Genomic DNA, 18,612 nt, shown 5'->3' with positions numbered 1-18,612 from the left:
TGTCCCAACAGACCGTCCGTCAGGTCGCCGACCGAACCGAGAACCGGATCAAGGACGCTATCGACCAGCCCGTCATCACCCAGAACCGGGTCCAGCACACCGCCAACCAGCCCGTCCTGTCCAAACAGGTCGTCCGTCAGATCGCCGACGGGGCCAAGAACCGGATCAAGGACCGCTTCGACCACGCCTGTCGTTCCATCAGTGGCTGTTTCCACATCGGAGCCATCGCCGTTCTCCGGCGCGAGTTTTCCGATACTCTCATTGCGCGTCTTGGTGTCTTCGGGCTGCGATGGCGGGGTCCGATCAATCTCGGATCTGCCTTCAATCGGTCGAACGAATTCTGGCGCGGCGGCCTTGTCGGCCGCCGCGCCTTGGAACGGCGATGATGCGTCGTTCTGTTCGGGGACTGTGTTTCGTGCGGTCGTAATCTGCTGATCGCCGGCACCTTTATGTTCGCGGCCAGAAAGGGGCGGAGCAAAGGTAGGTGTTGCAGCGTTGAGCGCGTCCGCTGAATCCTGAGGAAGAACATTGAGATCCGGCTTGGCCGACCCGGCGATATCCATCGCCTCCGGGCTCGTCTCCTGAGCGGCCAAGGTATCCGTGCCAGGCTGATCGCTGTTTTCTGGCGCTTGGATATCCTCTTGGGTGGCATCCTCGCCGACGACCTTCAGGCTGGCAGCAAGATCGATCGTGAAATCTTGCCCGACACTTTGCGCGGCAAGCCCCATGCCGATGGCGCTTGCCGCCAAGCCCACACCGCCTGACGTGCCGCGAACCGCAGCCGCTGAGCCAACCGGCTCTGCATTCTGCCCAGCAACCCCGTCGCGAGGGAGATCTTGCTGGGCTGGCATATGGCTTGGCTTCTTGGCCAAAAGACTCTTCCTAGGCCATCATAAAGGACACATTCTTTAGTATGGCATCTTATGCACTTCGTCGGCACGCTGTCAAGCGAACCGTCCCTGCCCGGATGTGCTTGCCGATGCCAACTGCCTATTGTGACCAAGCGCTTGCCGGTGCGCTTCTTGAAGACTTCACCCGAAGTCACCGGCGCTGGCGCACTGAGGAAGCAGACCGCTACGCACGGGACGCGGGCCGTTCCAACATCGCGTTCAGCGCCATGACGCGTCTGCATCAACCGCGACGCGCTGACTGAATTCGCCCCAAAGACGGAGTGATGATCGACAGCCGCCCTCATGGACGGGGCCGAGGATGGGCGAACAACGAGAGCACGGCGCATATCTTCGAGACGGTCGCGGCATGAACCACCTTCGCAACGATCAAAGCCCTCGGCGATTTCTCATGCGGTCTGCAAGGTCTGTCCAGCGGGTGCTGACGCCAGACGATCTATCGGCACCTTGCAAACTTCCGGTACCCCACCTAGATGCATTGCTATCTATTAGCATGCTATTTTGTCAGATGTCCCATCCCGAACGCCCCGAAGCAAATATTCTCCGCACGATTGGTTCGCTGGCACGAAAGCTCCGCACGCTTTTCGATGCCCGCTCTGGCGAGCATGGCCTGACCGAGGCGCGGGCGCGCCTGCTGCTTCACCTGTCGCGAAGCGGTCCGCTGACGCAAGCCGATCTTGCCGAGGCGATGGAGGTGGAGCGGCCGACCATGGCGCGGATGATCGATGGCATGGAAGCCCAGGGACTGGTGAGTCGCGAGATTGTGCCCGGCGACCGCCGCCAGCGCCATATCGTCCTGACCGAGGCCGCACAGGACCAGTGCGCAGCCGTCCTGATGCTGACAGAGCAGTTGCGGGCGGAGGTCTTGTCCGGAATCCCTGAGAAGGATCTAGAGGTCACGAACCGGGTTCTCTGCCGCATGCTTGCCAATGTGGCGGAAGCGGGCCGATGACGGATCGCGAACGCCTCTCTTCCGGGACCGCAGCAGAACGGTCCCCGCAGCAACCGGCGGTGCCGACGTCCCGCGTGACTGGTGAGGGACCGGCATCGGAAGGGTCCGATTCCCAACCCCAATCGGCCAAGGCGCAACCACATGGCCTGACGATGCCACCGCTGCGCGCGTGCGGTTATTTCGCGACCTCTGTTGTCCTCGCGCTCGCGCAGGGGTTTGGGCAATCAGTGATTTCGGCAAACGCGCAGCAATTGCAGGGCGTTTTCGCCACGACCCAGGCCGAGACTGCCTGGCTGACCGCAGCCTACATGGCGCCCAACGTCTCGTTGACGCTGGCGCTGATAAAGATCCGTGGCCAGTTCGGGATTCGCCGGTTCGCGGAAATCTCGATCGTCGGCTTCGTCATCGCTGCCTTGCTCAACTTTTCGGCCGAGGGGTTCGGCGCCAACATCGCGGTGCGATTCCTGTCCGGCGTCGCCGCCGCGCCCATGACGTCCCTGGCCTTTCTCTACATGCTGGAACCGCTGCCGCCGCATCGGAAGATGAATGTCGGTCTGTCGGCGGCCCTGACCTTCATCTTCATCGGGTCGCCTGCCACCCGACTGATCTCGCCGCATCTTCTTGATATCGGGCTATGGCACGCGCTGACGAGCATGGAAGTCGCGCTTGCCACGATCGGCCTTGGACTGATCTATCTTCTGCCGCTGCGAACCCCTCCGACGCCGATGAAGATCGAGGCGGGCGACGTGGTTTCCTTTCTCTTCATCGCCATCAGCTTCGGGTGTCTTGCCGTGGCGGCGGTGACCGGCCCGGTCTATTGGTGGACGGAACAAGCTTGGCTGGGCGTGCTGATCGCCGCCGGAATCGCGGCCTTTGCCGTCGCTGCCTGCATCGAACTCAACCGCAAGCAGCCGCTTCTGGATATCCGTTGGCTTGCCAGCCCCGCAATACTGCACTTCACGGCCGCCATCCTGCTGTTCAGGCTGGTGCTGAGCGAACAGACCTCTGGCATGGCCGGTCTGTTCCGGTCGATGGGACTTCTCAATGCCCAGATGCAGGGCCTTTGGCTGGTCGTCATGGGGGCCACCCTTCTGGGCGGCGCGATCTGCGCCGTTCTGCTGAAGCCGGGTCGCGAGTTCCAGTTCCACACCGTGGCCCTGTCCCTTCTGATCGCGGGCTCTCTGATGGATGCGCGTTCCACCGCGCAGACGATGCCCTCCGACATGTACATGTCGCAGGCGATGGTCGGACTTGCTTCGGCTCTGTTTCTGCCGCCGGCGATGCTGTCGGGTCTGATGTCAGCCCTAGCGAAGGGACCGAATTACATTCTGACATTCGTGATCGTCTTTCTGACGACTCAGAAGCTGGGCGGTATTTTCGGCGGCGCGATCTTTTCCAGCTATGTGAAGGTTCGTCAGCAGCTTCACGTTCAGGAACTATCGGCGGCGTTGCCTGCGACCGATCAGCTGGTGGCCGAGCGTCTTGCAAGCACGAGCAAAGCGTTGTCGGCGCAGATCATGGACCCGGCGGTTAGATCCGCTCAATCAGCTGCACGGCTGGCTGCAGAGGTCCAGTCTCAGGCCTCTGTCATGGCCTATAACGACGCTTTTCTGATGATCGCCGCGGCTTCGACCGCCGCCTTGGCTCTGCTTCTGGGCCACGCAGCGATCAGGACCTGGCAGCAACGTCGCTGCGAGGTCGCCTCAGAACAGGCCGACACTGAGACTGGCACGCGGACACTTGCGTCTGAGGCACCAACGGCTCGGGCGGCTTGAAAAGAGGTTATTGGATGCTTTCGAAATTCTCCCGTCATGTCGCAACCCTGCTTGCCGAAGCCATTGGCATTCTGGGCACCGTGGGCGTCCTTTATGCCTGGGGTTTGCCGCCTTTCCAACCGACTGCGCAAATCACGGAAGACGCCTATGTTCGCGGGAAGGTGACGTTTCTTGCTCCGCAGGTGGCAGGTGAAGTCGCAGAGGTTGTCGTGGGCGACTTTGACCGGGTCGACAAGGGCGATCTGCTGATCCGGTTGGACGATTCCACGTATAACCAGCAGCTCGCTCAGGCAAACGCGCATCTGGAAGCTGCCCGTGCCCAACTCGCGAGCGCCAGGCAAAAGCGCCTCTCTGCCGCCGCGGACGTCGAATCTGCAGACGCGGGGGTCGAGTCCGCAGAGGCCGCATTGAAAGTGGCCCGAGCCGAGCTGGATCGTGCCACGGAACTGCGCAGCAGCGGTGCCATCACCGAGCGTGACATCCAGAACCGGCAGCTGCAATTCGACCAGGCACAGGCCACGCTTCGGCAGGCCCGGGCACAGTCCGAGACCGCACGCCAGAGCGTGGACTCGGTCGCAACCGAACGCCAGTCGCGCGTGGCTGAGGTCGCCGAGGCTCAGGCAGCCGTCAATCTGGCTCGGATCAACCTGGATCATACCCGCATCACCGCGCCTGCAGGCGGCAAGCTGGGTGAGATTTCGGCACGGGCCGGCCAGTACGTGACGCCGGGCACCCGTCTGGCCGCGCTGGTGCCCGACCGCAAATGGATCATCGCCAACTTCAAGGAGACCCAGATTGCCGGGATGTATGTAGGTCAGCCGGTCAGCGTCGAGGTGGACGCCCTGGGTGGCGCGCAGATGAGCGGGCATGTCGAGGGCTTTTCCCCCGCGACCGGCTCTGAGTTCAGTGTGCTCGGCAGTTCGAACGCAACCGGAAACTTTATCAAGATCGCGCAGCGGCTGCCGGTACGGATCGCCATCGACCCGGACCAGAAACTTACCGATCGCCTGGTGCCCGGCATGTCTGTGGTGGCCCGAGTGACAATGCACCCGTAGCGTGCCAGCGATGACAAGCATGCGTCATTTTCTGTGCGTTCAGAATATCTGGCTGAGAGGCTTGTGGAAGCCAGATGCAAGAAGAGAGTATCTTTGAAAACGGGCCTTCAAAAGATATTATTCCTTATCAGCCCTTTAATATGATCCCGCCGTGGCGACCCCGGGGTTTGACACCGATTATTGAATCATTCTGCCAACAGAACGATGTCGATGAGACGTTCGATCATGCCCGCGGAAAAGGGCTCTCTGACCGGCCTGATACTGTTTTCGCCGCAGATTGCGATCAAGCCGGATTCCTAGCTGGTCGCATCCTTCCGCGCCTCGTTACCTCCGGCGCTCGCTGGATTGAAAAATAGGCCCGAGTGCTGCATCGCAGCGCACCGTCCTTGCCATTCGCCGTATCTGCACGACGATATGCTGGATGGATCGCGCCAGCGCATGTTAGACTTATCCCGATCAAATACGGGAAGCATCATGTTCCGCGCGCTTCTTTTCCTCGCTGTTGCACTTCTGGTTCCCGGCGCTGCGGCTGCCGAGCCGAGCATCCAGACCGAGGCCGACGCCGCTGACACCAGTCTCGGCGTCACGGTGTCGGATCTGGATCCGGCCCAAACCTACTGGGTCACGCTGGTGCCGCCCGATACGCCAGAGGGCGAATATGACGAATTTCAGTACATTTCAGGCCAGACGGATTCGGCGCTGAGTTTTCAGGGCGTGCCGGGTGCGACGGAATTTCGTCTGCATCTCAAGGGTGCCGGCGATCCGCTGCTTGCCCGCGCGCAGCTTGCGGCGGAAGGGATGTGGACAGAAGATCGGGCGCCCGGATCCGACAGGGAAATCGCCTTTGCCCAAAGATACGGCCTGGCCGGAGAGTGGCAGGGCGGCTATGTCTGCCCGGACGGCGCTGCCGAGATATCGACGCGGCTCTGGCTTGGTCCCGGCGGCAGTTACCTTGGCGCGATGGATGTGACGCTGGTCGATGGTGACAACGCGGGCGGAACGGGGCGCTGGCCGCTGATCGTCAACTACACCGAACCTTCCCGTACGGTTGCGATCACACCCGACAGCCCGGAATCAGAGCCGTTCGAACGCTATGGCATGGCTCAGATCTCGGGCGCGACGCTGTCCCGGGACGGGTTGCGGATCGAGAATGGCGCGCTGCTGCGGCATGGTTGCAGCGACTTTCACCTGGCGCGCGCGCCGCTGCCTGAACCGCAGATGGCGCTGGCCGAGGCTGCGCAGCTGGCCGAATCCGGCTTCGGCGGAACTTGGCAGGGGGAATATCAATGCGGGGCGCAGATGGCGCTTGACTTGGGCTTTGCCCGCCATCCGGCCGCCGGGTTCCCGCTTGTCCGCTGGCGCTATCGCGAGGCCGGTCCCACCCCCGGCTTTGATGGCGAGATCGAGTTTCAGGTCAAGGCGACCGGTCCGGGCGAGGTGCGCCTGTATCCCCTTGGCTGGGTCAAGCAGCCAAGCGGTCATCGCGCGTTGCCCGTCACGCTGCGGATCGCACCGGACGGGCGCAAGATGGCCGGTGAGATCGAGGGATGCGGCCCGGTCTCTCTGGAACAGACGGACGACACGCCGGTTACGGCCGGGCTGATCGAAACGGGTGCGCTGACCGGGTTGGCCGGCACCTGGACGGGCATCGGCCAATGTCACGGCGAGGATCAGATCATGCAGCTTGACCTGGCCGATCTGTCGATGGGCGACGGCGCGGCCGAGTTCCGCTATGCCGAGGTGACAGGCTTCATTCCCGGCGCATGGCAAAAGTTGCAGATCGCGGCCGGGGCCGACGGAACGCTGTCGGCCCGCCTGTTGGAAAATGTGGTGCGTCGACAGGGTCACGAATTCGGTGTTCCCGCGCAGTTGGTCAGGCAGGACGATGGATTGCAGATCCGGTTCGCAGGCGATCTTTGCCAGCCGGTCACGCTGGCATTGGCCGAAACGCCCTTGCCCTTGACCGTCACACCGGCTGACGGTCCACAAGACTTTGCCTTCGTCGCCATGGGTGAAGACCAGCTTCGTGCGGCACCCCCCGCCGCCCTTTGCACGTCCATGCGGAAATGGGCGGCACAGTTGCAGCCCGACGAAGCCAGCATGTCTCATGACAAGGATTTCGCCAGTTGGCCGGCGATTTTTGCAGATGACAAGTTCACGCCTTTCATGGGTCTGCCCTATGACCGCTTGCGCGCCTCGCCCCAGGTAGGCCAGGCGCTGCTGGCACCCCTGAGGGATGAATGTCGTGACCTTCGACAGGATTTACCGTTCTTTTCGAAGGTCATCAATGCCGCGTTCGGCCTTGACCGGAACAGCGACCTTTTTGCAAGCGACGCGCAGCGATTCCGCGCAGCCGTCTCGCTGGCGCAACGGGACAGCGCCGCGCTTGCGCCCTTGCTGGACCGGATCGCGGCTTTGCCCGTCGATGACCGCATGACCACGGCGTTGCAGGCCCTTCGCGCCGAAAGCGAGACCTTGTCGAATCTGACCGCAGGTGATCGGACGCGTGTCGCGGATCGCATCGCGGCACGTCAGGACGAGGCGCAACAATCGGAAAACGAGGCTTGGCTGACGGCCCTGGCCGACGGTCGGGAACCCTCAGGCATTGCGGCCCTGTCACGGGCCGAGCAGATCCTTGCGACAGCGCCCGCGCAAACGCGGGACGCATGGCGCGACCGGCTGCAACCCCGCGCGGCCGAGGTGGCGGGCACCATCGACGATGCCGCAGCTGCCGGGGCGGCCGATCTGCGCGTCTATCCCGTCATCGCCAGTCGGCTGGACGCACTTGCCGAACAGGCCGCGCGCAGGAAACAGGACGCTTTGCAAACGCTTCGGGATCGGCTTGACGATGTCGCCGAGATCGCCGGTCTTCGCCCGGTCTTCCAGGAAATCTCTGCGCTTGAGGGGGCGGAGGCGCAAGGGCTCTGGCCCCTCTATGACAGAAAGGCAGGTGATCTTCTGGCCGCGGCCGTTGCCAGCCTGCCCGCCGAACACACCGCGCCGCAAGCCGACCCCGCTCTGTCCAAAGGGGGCCTGGCCGGGTTGCGAAACAATGCATTGCTGACAGCGTTTCTGAGCGGCGACCGAATGGTGCCCTATCGGGCCGATCGCGATACGACGATGATCTACCTCCAGCAGTTGACCGGTACCTTCAACACCTATTGCCCGGCTGCGCTTCCCTCTGACCTTCCGCGCCTGATCGCGGGGCAGTTCATCGATCTTGACGCGCTGACCGGCAGTCGGGATCAGATGGCGGCGCAGGGACTGCAAAATCTTCTGCAGGGGCTGCAGACGCTTGCGGATCCTGGGCCGGCGGTTGCAGAGGCGATGCGGCGTGATGAAATCATGTTGATGGCCGACGGCGATGCGCAGATCCTGCTGAATAGTCTGAATTGCACCGGGCCGGAACTTCGCACGATGTTCGAGAACATCCGTCTTTATGTTCAAGATCCGGCAAAAGACATTCCGGCAGCGGCCCAAAGCATGGCCGATATCTGTATCCGCGCGCTGGATGATGGCATGATCATGAATGAAACGCGTGCCTATTGCCGCTGTTCCGGGACGGTTCTGGAAGCAGCGTCAGAGGATCTGCAACGCTATGTCAGGGCGGATCCGCCGCGCCATTACCGGCAGATCAGCTTCCTGGACCGCAGCGTGAACCGAAACCTGCAATCCTGCCGTCAACCCATCTGACCTGGCTGGCGTCCCGCCGGTTACAGTCTGTCTGCCGGTAATGGCAGAGATTGCAGGGGTGATCCGGTCCGCCCCTGTAAACCGTTATCTATCGCCGGGCGTTGCGAGGCGTGACTGCGCCGGCGCGATGTTCCAAGCCCTTGAAACGTCGGGCGACAGGCCGGTTTTGGGTCGATTCTGGTTGGCCTCCGCATTCCATCAGAATTGCGAAATGCGGCGACGATACCGACTTGGTTGCTGTCTATTCTGGCGATGAATGGCTCACCCGCGTCATCGCCCACCAACTGGCCGCGGCCATGATCCCGGCGGTGGACAGACACAGGGGCAGTCCGCCAAGCTGATAGCTGATCCCCGACAGCAGCGTGCCGATCAGGCGTCCCGCCGCGTTGGCCATGTAGTAGAAGCCCACATCGCGCGTGATCCGCTCGGCCTGACCGAATGCCAGTATCAGGTAGGAATGGACCGAGGAATTGATCGCGAAGACATAGCCAAAGCCCAGCAGCCCAAGAACCAGCAGCCCCGTCAGCCAGGGCGCGGCATCACCGGCCACCAGCACCGCAAGGGCCAGCGCGAAGGGGATCGGCACCAGGCGTCCGGCCCACCGGATTGCATCGCGGGTCACCGCGTCGTCGGGGCGGTTCGACCCGCCGACGATGCGGGGTGCCGCTGCCTGCACCCCGCCGTAAAGAATGATCCAGACGGCCATGAAGCCGCCAACCAGGAAAAAGGCCGCGCGCCGACCCTCGGCGGTGCCATCCGACAGGACCGCCTGGAAATAGATCGGAATGCCGACGACGAACCACACGTCCCGCGCGCCGAAAAGAAACATGCGCGCCAGCGACAGCCGGTTCACCCGCTGGTCCGTCGAACGCCAGCCGGACCAGCTGTCCGCGCCCTTCATCCGACCGGGCAGGCCCGGGGGCATGAAAAGCACGACCGACAGCAGAATGACGGCCAGGACGGATGCCATCGCCCAGACTGCCGCCTGGAACCCCGCAAGTGCCAAAAGTGCCGCGCCGAGGAAGAAGCCAACGCCCTTGATCGCGTTCTTGGACCCGGTCAGTGCTGCGACCCAGCGGAAAAGGCCGCCATCCGCTGGCGCCAGAACCTTCACCGCCGATTTCGACGACATCTTGGCCAGGTCCTTGGCGACCCCCGACGCGCCCTGCACCGCCATGACGAACACCACCTACGCGACCACCGTCCAGCCCGGGTCCAGCTGCGCCAGCGCCGCCAGCGCCACGATCTGGATGCCCAGCCCCGCATACAGCGTCGAGGCAAGCCCGAAGCGCGCGGCCAGCCAGCCCGCCGTCAGGTTGGTCACGATCCCCGCGATCTCGTAGAGCAAGAACAGATACGCCAGCTGCACCGGCGAGAAGCCGAGCCCATTGAAATGCAGCAGGACCAGCATGCGCAGCGCGCCGTCCGACAGCATGAAGGCCCAGTAGGCTGCGGTTACGGCGGCGTAGGCGCGAAGTCCATTCATGCCATCCGCTCCGCGACCATGCGGGCGATGTCGACCAGGCGGCAAGCATAACCCCATTCATTGTCATACCAGGCGTAGATCTTCACCTGCGTGCCGTTCACGACCATGGTCGATCCCGCATCCACGATTCCACTGCGCGGATCGTTGACATAGTCGGTCGAGACGAGGGGCCGCGTCTCATAGCCGAGGATCCCCGCCAAAGGCCCTTCGGCGGCAGCTTGCAGCAGCGCGTTCACTTCGTCCGAGGTGGTGTGGCGCCCCACCTCGAAGACGCAATCGGTCAGCGAGGCATTCAGCAGGGGAACCCGGATCGCATGGCCGTTCAGGCAGCCCTTCAACTCGGGATAGATCAGCGTGATCGCCGTCGCGCTGCCCGTGGTCGTGGGGATCAGGTTCGCAAGTGCCGATCTGGCGCGGCGCATATCCTTGGCCGGGCGGTCCGCGATGGTCTGGGTGTTGGTCACATCATGGATCGTCGTGATCGAGCCGTGGCGGATGCACAGTGCTTCGTGGATGACCTTGACCACCGGTGCCAGACAATTCGTCGTGCAACTGGCCGCTGTCACGATGCGCTGGCTGCCATCGTAAAGGTCGTGGTTGACGCCATAGACCAGGTTCAGCGCGCCCCCGTCCTTGACCGGGGCGCTGACCACGACCTTGCGGACACCGGCGGCGAAATAGGGGGCGATCTTCGCCTCGGTCTTGAAGGTGCCTGTGGCGTCGATGACCAGATCGACGCCCTCCAGCGGCAGTGCCTCGATCGTGCGCGCGCGCATCAGCGGGATGCGGTGCCCGTCCAGGACCAGTGCATCGCCATCGACGCTGACGGCGACGGGCCAGCGGCCATGGACGCTGTCGAACTCCATCAGCAGGGCATGCTGTTCGGCATCCCCCGCCAGGTCGTTCAGAAGGACGATCTGTGCGCCCATGCCTTCGTCGATCAGGCGTCGCAGCGCCAGCTTGCCGATGCGGCCGAGGCCGTTGATGGCGATGCGCGTCATGGGTCAGTCCTTGGCGTCAGTGTCGATGGCATCGACGCGTTTCTGCAGTGAGATACGGTCAAGGCTGGCCATCGGCAGCGCCACGAAGGCCTCGATCCGGCGGCGCAAAGCGCCATAGGTCTGGGCAAAGACCAGTGCCTTTTCGGCGTCGGTCCCCTTGGCCTTGACCGGGTCGGGCAGGCCCCAATGGCCGGTGATTGGCTGGCCGGGCCAAGGCGGGCATTCCTCGGCCGCCGCCGTGTCGCAGACGGTAAAGACGAAATCCATGCGCGGCGAGTCCTCGGACTGGAATTCGGACAGGTGCTTGGACCGCATCCGGCTGACGTCGTGGCCGTTGCGCTCCAACACCTCCAGCGCAAAGGGGTTCAGCTGGGTGCCGGGGCGCGTGCCCGCTGAATAGGCGGCAAAATGCGCGCCACCCAGATCGCGCAAAAGCGTCTCGGCAAAGATCGAACGGGCGGAATTGCCCGAGCAGATGAACAGGACATTGAATATCCCCGACATGGGTCTTTCCTTTGTGATGGGCGCAATCAGGTCGGGTCGCGCCTGTCCCAGATCCAGCGCCAGATAGCCAAGCAATGCCTCGGTCCGGTCCAGATCCACCGAGTAAAGCAGGAACCGACCGTCGCGTTGCACCCGTGCCAGCCCGCAGCCCGTCAAGTCCGACAGGCGATGGGACAGCGTGTTCGGTTTCAACCCCAGGGCCTGCGCGATCTCGGTCGGACGCACCCCGCGCGGGGCAAAGCGCATCAGCTGTCGAAAGACGGCAAGGCGGCCGGGATGGCCGAGCGTGGCAAAGGATTCGGCGGCACAAATTACTTCCATAATTCCGGAATAGATGAAATTATGGTGCAGTCCAGTGAAGTTTTCATGACGCGGTGATGACCACCCCGCTGCGCTCAGGTCGCCTGCGACAGGTTCACCCGCGCCATAAGTTCTGCCGCGCTTTCCTTGCGTTCGGAATAACGGTCGGCCAGCCAGCCCGCCTTGCCGCGAGTCAGCAGGGTGAAGCGGACCAGTTCCTCCATTACGTCCACGATCCGATCATAGAGGGGTGAGGGGCGCATCCGGCCGGCCTCATCGAACTCCTGGAAAGCCTTCGGAACCGAGGATTGGTTGGGGATGGTCAGCATCCGCATCCAGCGGCCTAGCACGCGCATCTGGTTGACGGCGTTGAAGCTTTGCGATCCGCCCGAGACCTGCATCACGGCCAGGGTCTTGCCCTGCGTCGGGCGCACCGCGCCGTCGGACAAGGGGATCCAGTCGATCTGGGTTTTCATCAACCCGGTCATCGCGCCGTGCCGTTCGGGGCTGGACCAGACCATCCCTTCGCACCATGCGACCAGCTCGCGCAGTTCGCGCACCTTGGGGTGGCCAGCATCGGTGCCGTCATCCACCAAGGGCAGCCCCGACGGATGAAAAAACCGCACCTCGGCCCCAAGATGGGCCAGGATGCGCCCCGCCTCCTCGGCCGCGAGGCGCGAAAAGCTGCGTTCGCGCAGCGAGCCATAGAGGATCAGGATGCGCGGCGGATGGCCGGGTTCCGTCGTTTCGGGCAGAACGAGGCCGCCGGGCAACAGGCCGCGTTCCAGCGCGGGCAGGTCGTCGGTCATCTTGTGGTCTCCGTCGGGAAACGGGCGCGGGTCCGGTTGGCGAAGGCGACCAGGGACAGCATGACCGGCACCTCGACCAGCACGCCGACGACCGTCGCCAACGCCGCACCCGAATTCAGCCCGAACAGGCTGATGGCGACGGCGACGGCCAGTTCGAAGAAATTCGAGGTGCCGATCAGCGCGCAGGGTGCTGCGATCCGGTGCGGCACGCGCATCAGCCAGGCCGCGCTGTAGCCGATGGCGAAGATCAGGTAGCTTTGGATCAGGATCGGGACCGCGATCAGGGCGATGATGACTGGTCGATCAAGGATCGTCTGCCCCTGCAGTCCGAACAGGATCGCCACCGTGGCGATCAGCCCGATCATGGACCAGGGTTTCACCTGCGCCGAAAATAACTCGATCCGGGCGGGGCTTCCAAGCACGCGGCGCGTCAGCAAACCCGCCGCAAGCGGCAGCACGACATAGAGGATGGTCGCCAGCACCAGCGTCTGCCACGGCACCACGACCTCGGTCACGCCCAGAAGCAGCGCCACGATGGGCGCGAAGGCAACCACCATGATGATGTCGTTCACCGAGACCTGCACCAGCGTGTAGGTCGCGTCACCGCGGGTCAGCTGCGACCAAACGAAGACCATGGCCGTGCAGGGCGCCGCGCCCAGCAAAATCAGGCCGGCAATGTATTGTTGCGCATCCTGGGGCGCGATCCACGGGGCGAACACATGGTCGAAGAAAAGGACCGCCAGCAGCGCCATGGTGAAGGGCTTGATCAGCCAGTTGACGGTCAAGGTGATCAGCAGGCCCTTGGGCTGTCGCGCAACACCGGCCACGGCGCCGAAGTCGACATTGACCATCATCGGATAGACCATCGCCCAGATCAGCACGGCGACGACAAGGTTGATCGAAGCCACTTCGGCCATCGCGACGGCCTGAACCAACCCCGGCGCCAGAACGCCTAAGGCAAGCCCCGCGATCATGGCCAGCCCAACCCACAGGGTCAGCCAGCGTTCGAAGGCGCCCAACGGACTGGCCGGGTGCTGTATCATGTCACTCATCGTGGTTCGGCTTTGGGTATTTTTGGTCATGCTGAAGTCAGCATTCACAGGCGATCTGGTCCAGAACCGGCTGGCACAGTTCGGACCGCCCCCCGCAGCAGTCTTCCAACAGGAAGGCAAGCAGTGCTCGCATCGTTTCCATCCGGGCGAAGTAGCGGATCGAGCGTCCCTCGCGCGCGGACCGCACCAGACCCGCCGCAGACAGGATGTTGAGGTTGTTCGACAGAGTATTTGGCCGAACGTCCAAAGCTGTCGCGATCTCGCCTGCGGCCAGACCTTCGGGACCGGCTTTGACAAGAAGGCGGAAGACGTCCAGCCGGGTGTCTTGAGCAAGCGCCGACAGCGCGGCCAGTGTTTGAAAGTTATCCATACTTCATGATACGTCGAAGTTATGGGCGGATCAAGCTTTCGGGCTTTGCGGTTCAAATCCCGTTAGTTGGACTGCAGGGAAAAAACGTCCATGATTCGTCATTGAGACAGCCGGCACCGCCGGGCCAACGGCGCCCGATTCTGGTGTTCGACGTCAATGAAGCGCTTCAGAACTGGTTCAATCGTGCCGCAAGAGGACCATGCCGCGAACCAGTATCGTTCGCCTGTTTGGTGACATCCAGACCGCCCTGCATTTGTTGCGGCTTCGTTGACCGCCGCGATGGCAGTACCAATCAAATCACGCGGTCGTGAACCCAATTCCGTCGGAGCCTTGTAACAAACATGATCTGTTTGCAGACCTTGCAGGTAGTGCTGCCGAAGGTCCGGCCCGGAATGAGATGAAGGAATCGATGTGAAGAAACCTGTCCTGCTGATTGCCCTCGCGGGGCTGATCGCCGCCGGGCTGTGGCTGATTTCCGGTCAGGACATCGACCTTCAGTTCTTGCGCGACCGTCTGGCCGCGATCCGAGAGGTCCAGCAGAGCCGTCCATTCGTTGTCGCAGCCCTGTTTCTGGCGTTCTATGTCGCGGTGACCGCGCTGTCTCTGCCCATTGCCGTCTGGCTGACGCTGGCGGCAGGGGCGCTTTTCGGGTTCTGGACCGGTCTGCTGATCGTGTCGTTTGCTTCGGCCATCGGCGCGACGCTTGCGTTTCTGGCATCGCGCTATCTGCTGCGAGACTGGGTGCGGGCGCGGTTGGGCGCGCGGGCCGGGGGGATCGAGGCCGGACTGGCGCGCGACGGTGCCTTTTATCTGTTCTCGCTCCGGCTGATCCCGGTGGTGCCGTTCTTTGCGGTGAACCTGCTGATGGGGCTGACGCCGATCCGGGCATGGACATTTTTCTGGGTCAGCCAGGTTGGCATGCTTGCCGGCACGGCGGTTTATGTGAACGCCGGGACGCAACTCGCGGCCTTGGACAGCCTGTCCGGCATCGTCTCGCCCCCGCTGCTGGCGTCGTTCGCCCTGCTGGCGGTGTTTCCCTGGATCGCCCGTGCCGTTCTGGGCCTGTGGCAGCGCAGGCGCGTCTATGCCGGTTGGACGCGGCCCAAGCGGTTCGACCGCAATCTGGTGGTGATCGGCGCAGGCTCCGCAGGACTTGTCGCGGCCTATATCGGCGCGGCAACAAAGGCGAAGGTGACATTGGTCGAGGCCAGCGAAATGGGGGGCGACTGCCTCAACTATGGCTGCGTGCCGTCCAAGGCGCTGATCCGCAGCGCGACCCTGGCACACCAGATGCGCCAGGCGGGGCAATACGGCTTGACCGACACGGCCCCCGACATTCCGTTCAGGTCGGTGATGGATCGCATCCAGCGCATCATCACCGATATCGCCCCGCATGACAGCGTCGAACGCTATACAGGGTTAGGGGTCGATGTGCGAAAGGGTCACGCTCGCCTGATCGATCCGTGGACGGTCGAGATTTCCGATTCGGCTGGCAACCGCCAGCGTCTGACCACGCGCGCGATCATCATCGCAACCGGCGCGCGCCCATTCATCCCGCCGCTGCCGGGCCTTGAACTTGTAGACCCGCTGACCTCGGACAATCTTTGGACAAGACTTCAGGGCCACGATCAGGCACCGCGTCGTCTGGTGGTCCTGGGGGGCGGGCCCATCGGATGCGAACTGGCACAGGCTTTCGCAAGGCTCGGCTCGGGCGTGACCCAGGTCGAAATGGCCCCCCGGCTGATGACGCGCGAAGACCCCGACGCCTCGGCACTGGTCACCGCCTCGATCAAGGCCGACGGGGTGTCGGTGCTGACCGGGCACAAGGCCATGGCATGCGGCGTGGACGAGACCGGCGAGAAGTGGATCGAGGTCGAGCATGACGGCAACGCCCGCCGCATTGCCTTCGACCAGATCATCGTGGCGGTGGGTCGTAGCGCGCGCCTGAACGGGTTCGGTCTTGAAGAACTGGGCATCATCAGTGACCGGACGGTCGAAACGAATGACTATCTTGAAACGCGGTTTCCCAACATCCTGGCCGCAGGCGATGTCGCGGGACCGTTCCAGTTCACGCATACCGCGTCGCACCAGGCCTGGTTCGCCAGCGTCAACGCGCTGTTCGGCACCTTCCGGAAGTTCAAGGCCGACTACCGTGTGATCCCTTGGGCGACATTCACCGACCCAGAAGTGGCGCGTGTCGGACTGTCCGAGACCGAGGCGAAGGACAAGGGAATCCCTGTCGAGGTCACGAGCTATGACCTAGCTGAACTGGATCGTGCGATCACCGACGGTGCGGCGCATGGTTTCGTCAAGGTTCTGACCGCTCCGGGCAAGGATCGCATCCTGGGGGTCACCATCGTCGGGGATCATGCCGGTGATCTGATCGCCGAGTTTGTCCTTGCCATGAAACACGGGCTGGGGCTGAACAAGATGCTGGGCACCATCCACATCTATCCGACCTGGGCGGAAGCGAACAAGGCCGTTGCCGGCGACTGGAGACGGGCGCATGTGAACGCCCGCCTGCTGGCAATCGTCAAACGGTTCCACGATTGGAGGCGCGGATGATCGACGCGCGACTGCAACCCCTGCAACACGCTGTCCTGCGCCCGCCTGCGGTGTTGTTGGCGGCGCGCGGCGTCACAGCCGATACACTCAGCGTCATGGGTTTTGCGATTGGCTTGCTGGCGATCCCCGCGCTGGCCTTTGGCTGGTGGTCGGCCGCGCTTGCCCTGATTGCCGCAAACCGGATCATGGACGGGCTGGACGGGGCTGTGGCGCGCATCCATGGACCGACCGACCGCGGCGCGTTTCTGGACATCGCGCTGGATTTCGTCTTCTACGCATTGGTCCCCGTGGGCTTCGCGCTGCACGACCCGACCGAGAACGGATTGCCCGCCGCGGTGCTGATCGCGGCCTTTGTCGGCACCGGATCATCCTTTCTGGCCTTCGCCGCGATCGCCGCCAAGCGCGGCGATCAGGCAACAGGCTTTCGCACGAAAGGCATCTATTATCTTGGCGGGCTTACCGAGGGGTTCGAAACGATCATGCTGTTTCTGGCCATGTGCCTGTTTCCCGCATCCTTCCCGACACTGGCCTGGATCTTTGCCGCAGCCTGCGGTGTGACCACCATCCTGCGCTGGCATCAGGGCTGGACCGCCTTCCACTGACCTCCATAGGACCGGAGACTTCGATGAACCCCATTCTGACCGCCGCCGCGCCGATGCTGAGCGTGACCGTCGTCCTGTCGCAGACAACAGACGCTGGACTAGGCTCGGGGCCAGACTGTCTTCTTCCACGCCTGGGGCGGAGACCAGCGCACCAGTGATTTCATACGTCGGTGGGCGAAAAGGTTCTGGAACGGCAAGGCGTGACGCTGCAGCATGTCCCGATTGCCGATACCGCCGACGCCGGGCCGATGCCATGCTGGCGCCCGCCGCGCAGGCACGAATGCAGAATATCGAAGTCTTGGGGTCGTTCTCGGTCTGGATCCGGCGAAGCTGGATGCCACGGGTCAGGCCGCGTTCGCGGCCCTTCCGACCGCGCCCGCGTTGCCTGCGCTGTCGGATCTGGGGACCGTTCTGGCGGAACCGCACCCCGATTGGATGACGCGGCTGACCGCAGCATGGCAAGACCGCTATACGCGGTGATCTCTCTGCGCGGGATCAGCGGTGCGGCGATCGCCATTGCGGTGATCTTGCCGGTGATGATCCGTGTGGTCCACAGCGTGCCGGCGGGCTTCGGACACATGCCTTTGCTGGGTGCGCGGGGCCAGGCTGTCGGGCGGGCAGCGCGCACGGGCGGCGTTGATGCGCACCCTGCTGGCAGTTCCCAAGGCGGTGCTGCTGGACGAACCGTTTTCGGCGCTCGATCCAGGGCGTTGCCACGACATCCGGGAATTTGTACTGGCGACGATCCGCCGCAGCCGCATTCCGGCATTGCTGGTGTCCCACGACCGGCAGGAAGAAGACGCTGCGGGCGGGCCGGTGGTCGCGCTGACCTAGCCGAGGATGAGGTTCGACACACTGGCGCGCAGCTGACTGTCCGTGTCGTCGCTGTCGGCCGAAACCGCCAGCCCGACCAGAATTTCGGGTTCGGTGCCGAATGCGGCGGCATGATCGCGGGCCAGGTCGACCTGCGCCCGACCCCTTCCGGTGCCTGCAGGCCGCAGGGCGATCGTGAAACCACGGCCGCGCAGATAGGGGCTTGCGATCATCGCGCCTTCGCGACGATCGCCACCCCAGACATATATCAGTGTTCGCGCCGAACGATTGGACAGCAATCGCTGCGGAGACGTGTCCGGCGACAATCGGCTTGCCGCCTGTCGCGGCATGAACACGAAATAAACAGAGATGTTTCTGTCATCGCCGCCCTTGCGAGCCAGATCGGTGGGCGGCACGGTTTGCGTCACGCTCCAGTCCCACTGCGCCGTCCGTGCGCCGTGTGCCGCATCGGGCACCGCCCGGTAGATCAGCGAAGAACTGGCATCCCCCGCAATCGAGAGGGTTCCGCCCCCCAGCCCGTAGCGGGTTGGCGAGAGGCGTGGAAAATTGACTGCACGCCATGCATTGTCAAAGGGGATGCGCGTGGCCTGCTGGGCGTCGCCGACAGACGCGCCGCCGATTCCACACATGGCCGCTGCCGTGGCCAGAAATGAGCGACGCTGCATGTTGGCTCTCCTGCTTGGCGTGTCGATGCCGTCATCCTATC

15 protein-coding genes and 2 pseudogenes are annotated in these 18,612 nt (G+C 63.5%); 9 read left to right on the top strand and 8 right to left on the bottom strand.

The window, feature by feature from the left end; genetic code table 11:
- Positions 1-749 (bottom strand): annotated as a pseudogene (locus MU516_RS16725) (hypothetical protein); the annotation flags it as partial.
- A gap of 667 nt (positions 750-1,416) precedes the next feature.
- Between MU516_RS16725 and MU516_RS16720 the strand changes: the two are divergent.
- The 5 genes from MU516_RS16720 to MU516_RS16700 all read left to right on the top strand — a co-directional run bounded on the left by MU516_RS16720 (position 1,417) and on the right by MU516_RS16700 (position 8,383).
- The gene (locus MU516_RS16720; RefSeq protein WP_260278409.1) at positions 1,417-1,860 is read left to right on the top strand and encodes a MarR family winged helix-turn-helix transcriptional regulator; all 444 of its coding nucleotides are present in this window, start codon (positions 1,417-1,419) and stop codon (positions 1,858-1,860) included.
- A 227-nt stretch (positions 1,861-2,087) separates the two neighbouring features.
- Positions 2,088-3,635: an MFS transporter gene (locus MU516_RS16715; RefSeq protein ID WP_260278408.1), complete on the top strand. Its 1,548-nt coding sequence runs from the start codon at positions 2,088-2,090 to the stop codon at positions 3,633-3,635.
- Between the two features lie 14 nt (positions 3,636-3,649).
- On the top strand, positions 3,650-4,690 hold the full coding sequence (locus MU516_RS16710; RefSeq protein ID WP_260278407.1) for an HlyD family secretion protein: 1,041 nt from the start codon (positions 3,650-3,652) through the stop codon (positions 4,688-4,690).
- A gap of 74 nt (positions 4,691-4,764) precedes the next feature.
- The gene (locus MU516_RS16705; RefSeq protein WP_260278406.1) at positions 4,765-5,046 is read left to right on the top strand and encodes a hypothetical protein; all 282 of its coding nucleotides are present in this window, start codon (positions 4,765-4,767) and stop codon (positions 5,044-5,046) included.
- Between the two features lie 118 nt (positions 5,047-5,164).
- Complete coding sequence (locus MU516_RS16700; RefSeq protein ID WP_260278405.1) at positions 5,165-8,383, top strand: hypothetical protein; 3,219 nt, start codon at positions 5,165-5,167, stop codon at positions 8,381-8,383.
- A 241-nt stretch (positions 8,384-8,624) separates the two neighbouring features.
- Here the strand turns inward: MU516_RS16700 and arsJ are convergent.
- From arsJ to MU516_RS16670, 6 genes and pseudogenes are all read right to left on the bottom strand, one after another.
- A pseudogene (gene arsJ, locus MU516_RS16695) lies at positions 8,625-9,869 on the bottom strand (organoarsenical effux MFS transporter ArsJ).
- On the bottom strand, positions 9,866-10,870 hold the full coding sequence (locus MU516_RS16690; protein WP_260278404.1) for an ArsJ-associated glyceraldehyde-3-phosphate dehydrogenase: 1,005 nt from the start codon (positions 10,868-10,870) through the stop codon (positions 9,866-9,868). The pseudogene arsJ and the gene MU516_RS16690 overlap by 4 nt, the downstream one beginning before the upstream one ends.
- 3 nt (positions 10,871-10,873) lie before the next feature.
- Positions 10,874-11,695 (bottom strand): arsenate reductase/protein-tyrosine-phosphatase family protein, encoded by an 822-nt coding sequence (locus tag MU516_RS16685; RefSeq protein ID WP_260278403.1) that lies wholly within the window; start codon positions 11,693-11,695, stop codon positions 10,874-10,876.
- A gap of 74 nt (positions 11,696-11,769) precedes the next feature.
- The gene (gene arsH / locus MU516_RS16680) at positions 11,770-12,483 is read right to left on the bottom strand and encodes an arsenical resistance protein ArsH (protein WP_260278402.1); all 714 of its coding nucleotides are present in this window, start codon (positions 12,481-12,483) and stop codon (positions 11,770-11,772) included.
- Entirely contained in the window at positions 12,480-13,526 is a 1,047-nt protein-coding gene (gene arsB / locus MU516_RS16675; protein ID WP_425606878.1) for an ACR3 family arsenite efflux transporter, read from the bottom strand. Before arsB ends, arsH begins: the two co-directional genes overlap by 4 nt.
- A 46-nt stretch (positions 13,527-13,572) precedes the next feature.
- A complete protein-coding gene (locus MU516_RS16670) occupies positions 13,573-13,905 on the bottom strand; it encodes an ArsR/SmtB family transcription factor (RefSeq protein ID WP_260278401.1) in 333 nt (110 codons plus the stop codon).
- A gap of 411 nt (positions 13,906-14,316) precedes the next feature.
- Here MU516_RS16670 and MU516_RS16665 point away from each other — a divergent pair, with 411 nt between their 5' ends.
- From MU516_RS16665 to MU516_RS19375, 4 genes are all read left to right on the top strand, one after another.
- Positions 14,317-16,470 (top strand): FAD-dependent oxidoreductase, encoded by a 2,154-nt coding sequence (locus tag MU516_RS16665; RefSeq protein WP_260278400.1) that lies wholly within the window; start codon positions 14,317-14,319, stop codon positions 16,468-16,470.
- Positions 16,467-17,072 (top strand): CDP-alcohol phosphatidyltransferase family protein, encoded by a 606-nt coding sequence (locus MU516_RS16660; RefSeq protein ID WP_260278399.1) that lies wholly within the window; start codon positions 16,467-16,469, stop codon positions 17,070-17,072. The genes MU516_RS16665 and MU516_RS16660 overlap by 4 nt, the downstream gene beginning before the upstream one ends.
- Before the next feature lie 213 nt (positions 17,073-17,285).
- Complete coding sequence (locus MU516_RS16655; RefSeq protein ID WP_260278398.1) at positions 17,286-17,552, top strand: hypothetical protein; 267 nt, start codon at positions 17,286-17,288, stop codon at positions 17,550-17,552.
- A 63-nt stretch (positions 17,553-17,615) separates the two neighbouring features.
- Positions 17,616-17,906 carry an ATP-binding cassette domain-containing protein gene (locus tag MU516_RS19375; RefSeq protein ID WP_425606877.1) on the top strand — a complete coding sequence of 97 codons (291 nt, stop codon included), beginning with the start codon at positions 17,616-17,618 and terminating at the stop codon, positions 17,904-17,906.
- Here MU516_RS19375 and MU516_RS16645 read toward each other — a convergent pair.
- Positions 17,903-18,571, bottom strand: a complete 669-nt coding sequence (locus tag MU516_RS16645) for a DUF3047 domain-containing protein (protein WP_260278397.1) — start codon at positions 18,569-18,571, stop codon at positions 17,903-17,905. The two genes, MU516_RS19375 and MU516_RS16645, sit on opposite strands and share 4 nt — an antisense overlap.
- Between the last annotated feature and the right edge of the window lie 41 nt (positions 18,572-18,612).

This window comes from Paracoccus maritimus, assembly GCF_025195095.1.
Taxonomy (GTDB): domain Bacteria; phylum Pseudomonadota; class Alphaproteobacteria; order Rhodobacterales; family Rhodobacteraceae; genus Paracoccus; species Paracoccus maritimus.
This window is presented reverse-complemented; position numbering and strand designations above follow the sequence as displayed.

What these genes read in the sequence shown, in the direction of transcription:
- MU516_RS16720 (WP_260278409.1), top strand. Translation starts at nt 1,417, where the DNA reads ATGTCCCATCCCGAACGCCCCGAAGCAAATATTCTCCGCACGATTGGT.
- MU516_RS16710 (WP_260278407.1), top strand. Translation starts at nt 3,650, where the DNA reads ATGCTTTCGAAATTCTCCCGTCATGTCGCAACCCTGCTTGCCGAAGCC.
- MU516_RS16705 (WP_260278406.1), top strand. Translation starts at nt 4,765, where the DNA reads ATGCAAGAAGAGAGTATCTTTGAAAACGGGCCTTCAAAAGATATTATT.
- MU516_RS16700 (WP_260278405.1), top strand. Translation starts at nt 5,165, where the DNA reads ATGTTCCGCGCGCTTCTTTTCCTCGCTGTTGCACTTCTGGTTCCCGGC.
- MU516_RS16690 (WP_260278404.1), bottom strand. Translation starts at nt 10,870, where the DNA reads ATGACGCGCATCGCCATCAACGGCCTCGGCCGCATCGGCAAGCTGGCG.
- MU516_RS16685 (WP_260278403.1), bottom strand. Translation starts at nt 11,695, where the DNA reads ATGGAAGTAATTTGTGCCGCCGAATCCTTTGCCACGCTCGGCCATCCC.
- arsH (WP_260278402.1), bottom strand. Translation starts at nt 12,483, where the DNA reads ATGACCGACGACCTGCCCGCGCTGGAACGCGGCCTGTTGCCCGGCGGC.
- arsB (WP_425606878.1), bottom strand. Translation starts at nt 13,526, where the DNA reads ATGATACAGCACCCGGCCAGTCCGTTGGGCGCCTTCGAACGCTGGCTG.
- MU516_RS16670 (WP_260278401.1), bottom strand. Translation starts at nt 13,905, where the DNA reads ATGGATAACTTTCAAACACTGGCCGCGCTGTCGGCGCTTGCTCAAGAC.
- MU516_RS16660 (WP_260278399.1), top strand. Translation starts at nt 16,467, where the DNA reads ATGATCGACGCGCGACTGCAACCCCTGCAACACGCTGTCCTGCGCCCG.
- MU516_RS16655 (WP_260278398.1), top strand. Translation starts at nt 17,286, where the DNA reads ATGTCCCGATTGCCGATACCGCCGACGCCGGGCCGATGCCATGCTGGC.
- MU516_RS16645 (WP_260278397.1), bottom strand. Translation starts at nt 18,571, where the DNA reads ATGCAGCGTCGCTCATTTCTGGCCACGGCAGCGGCCATGTGTGGAATC.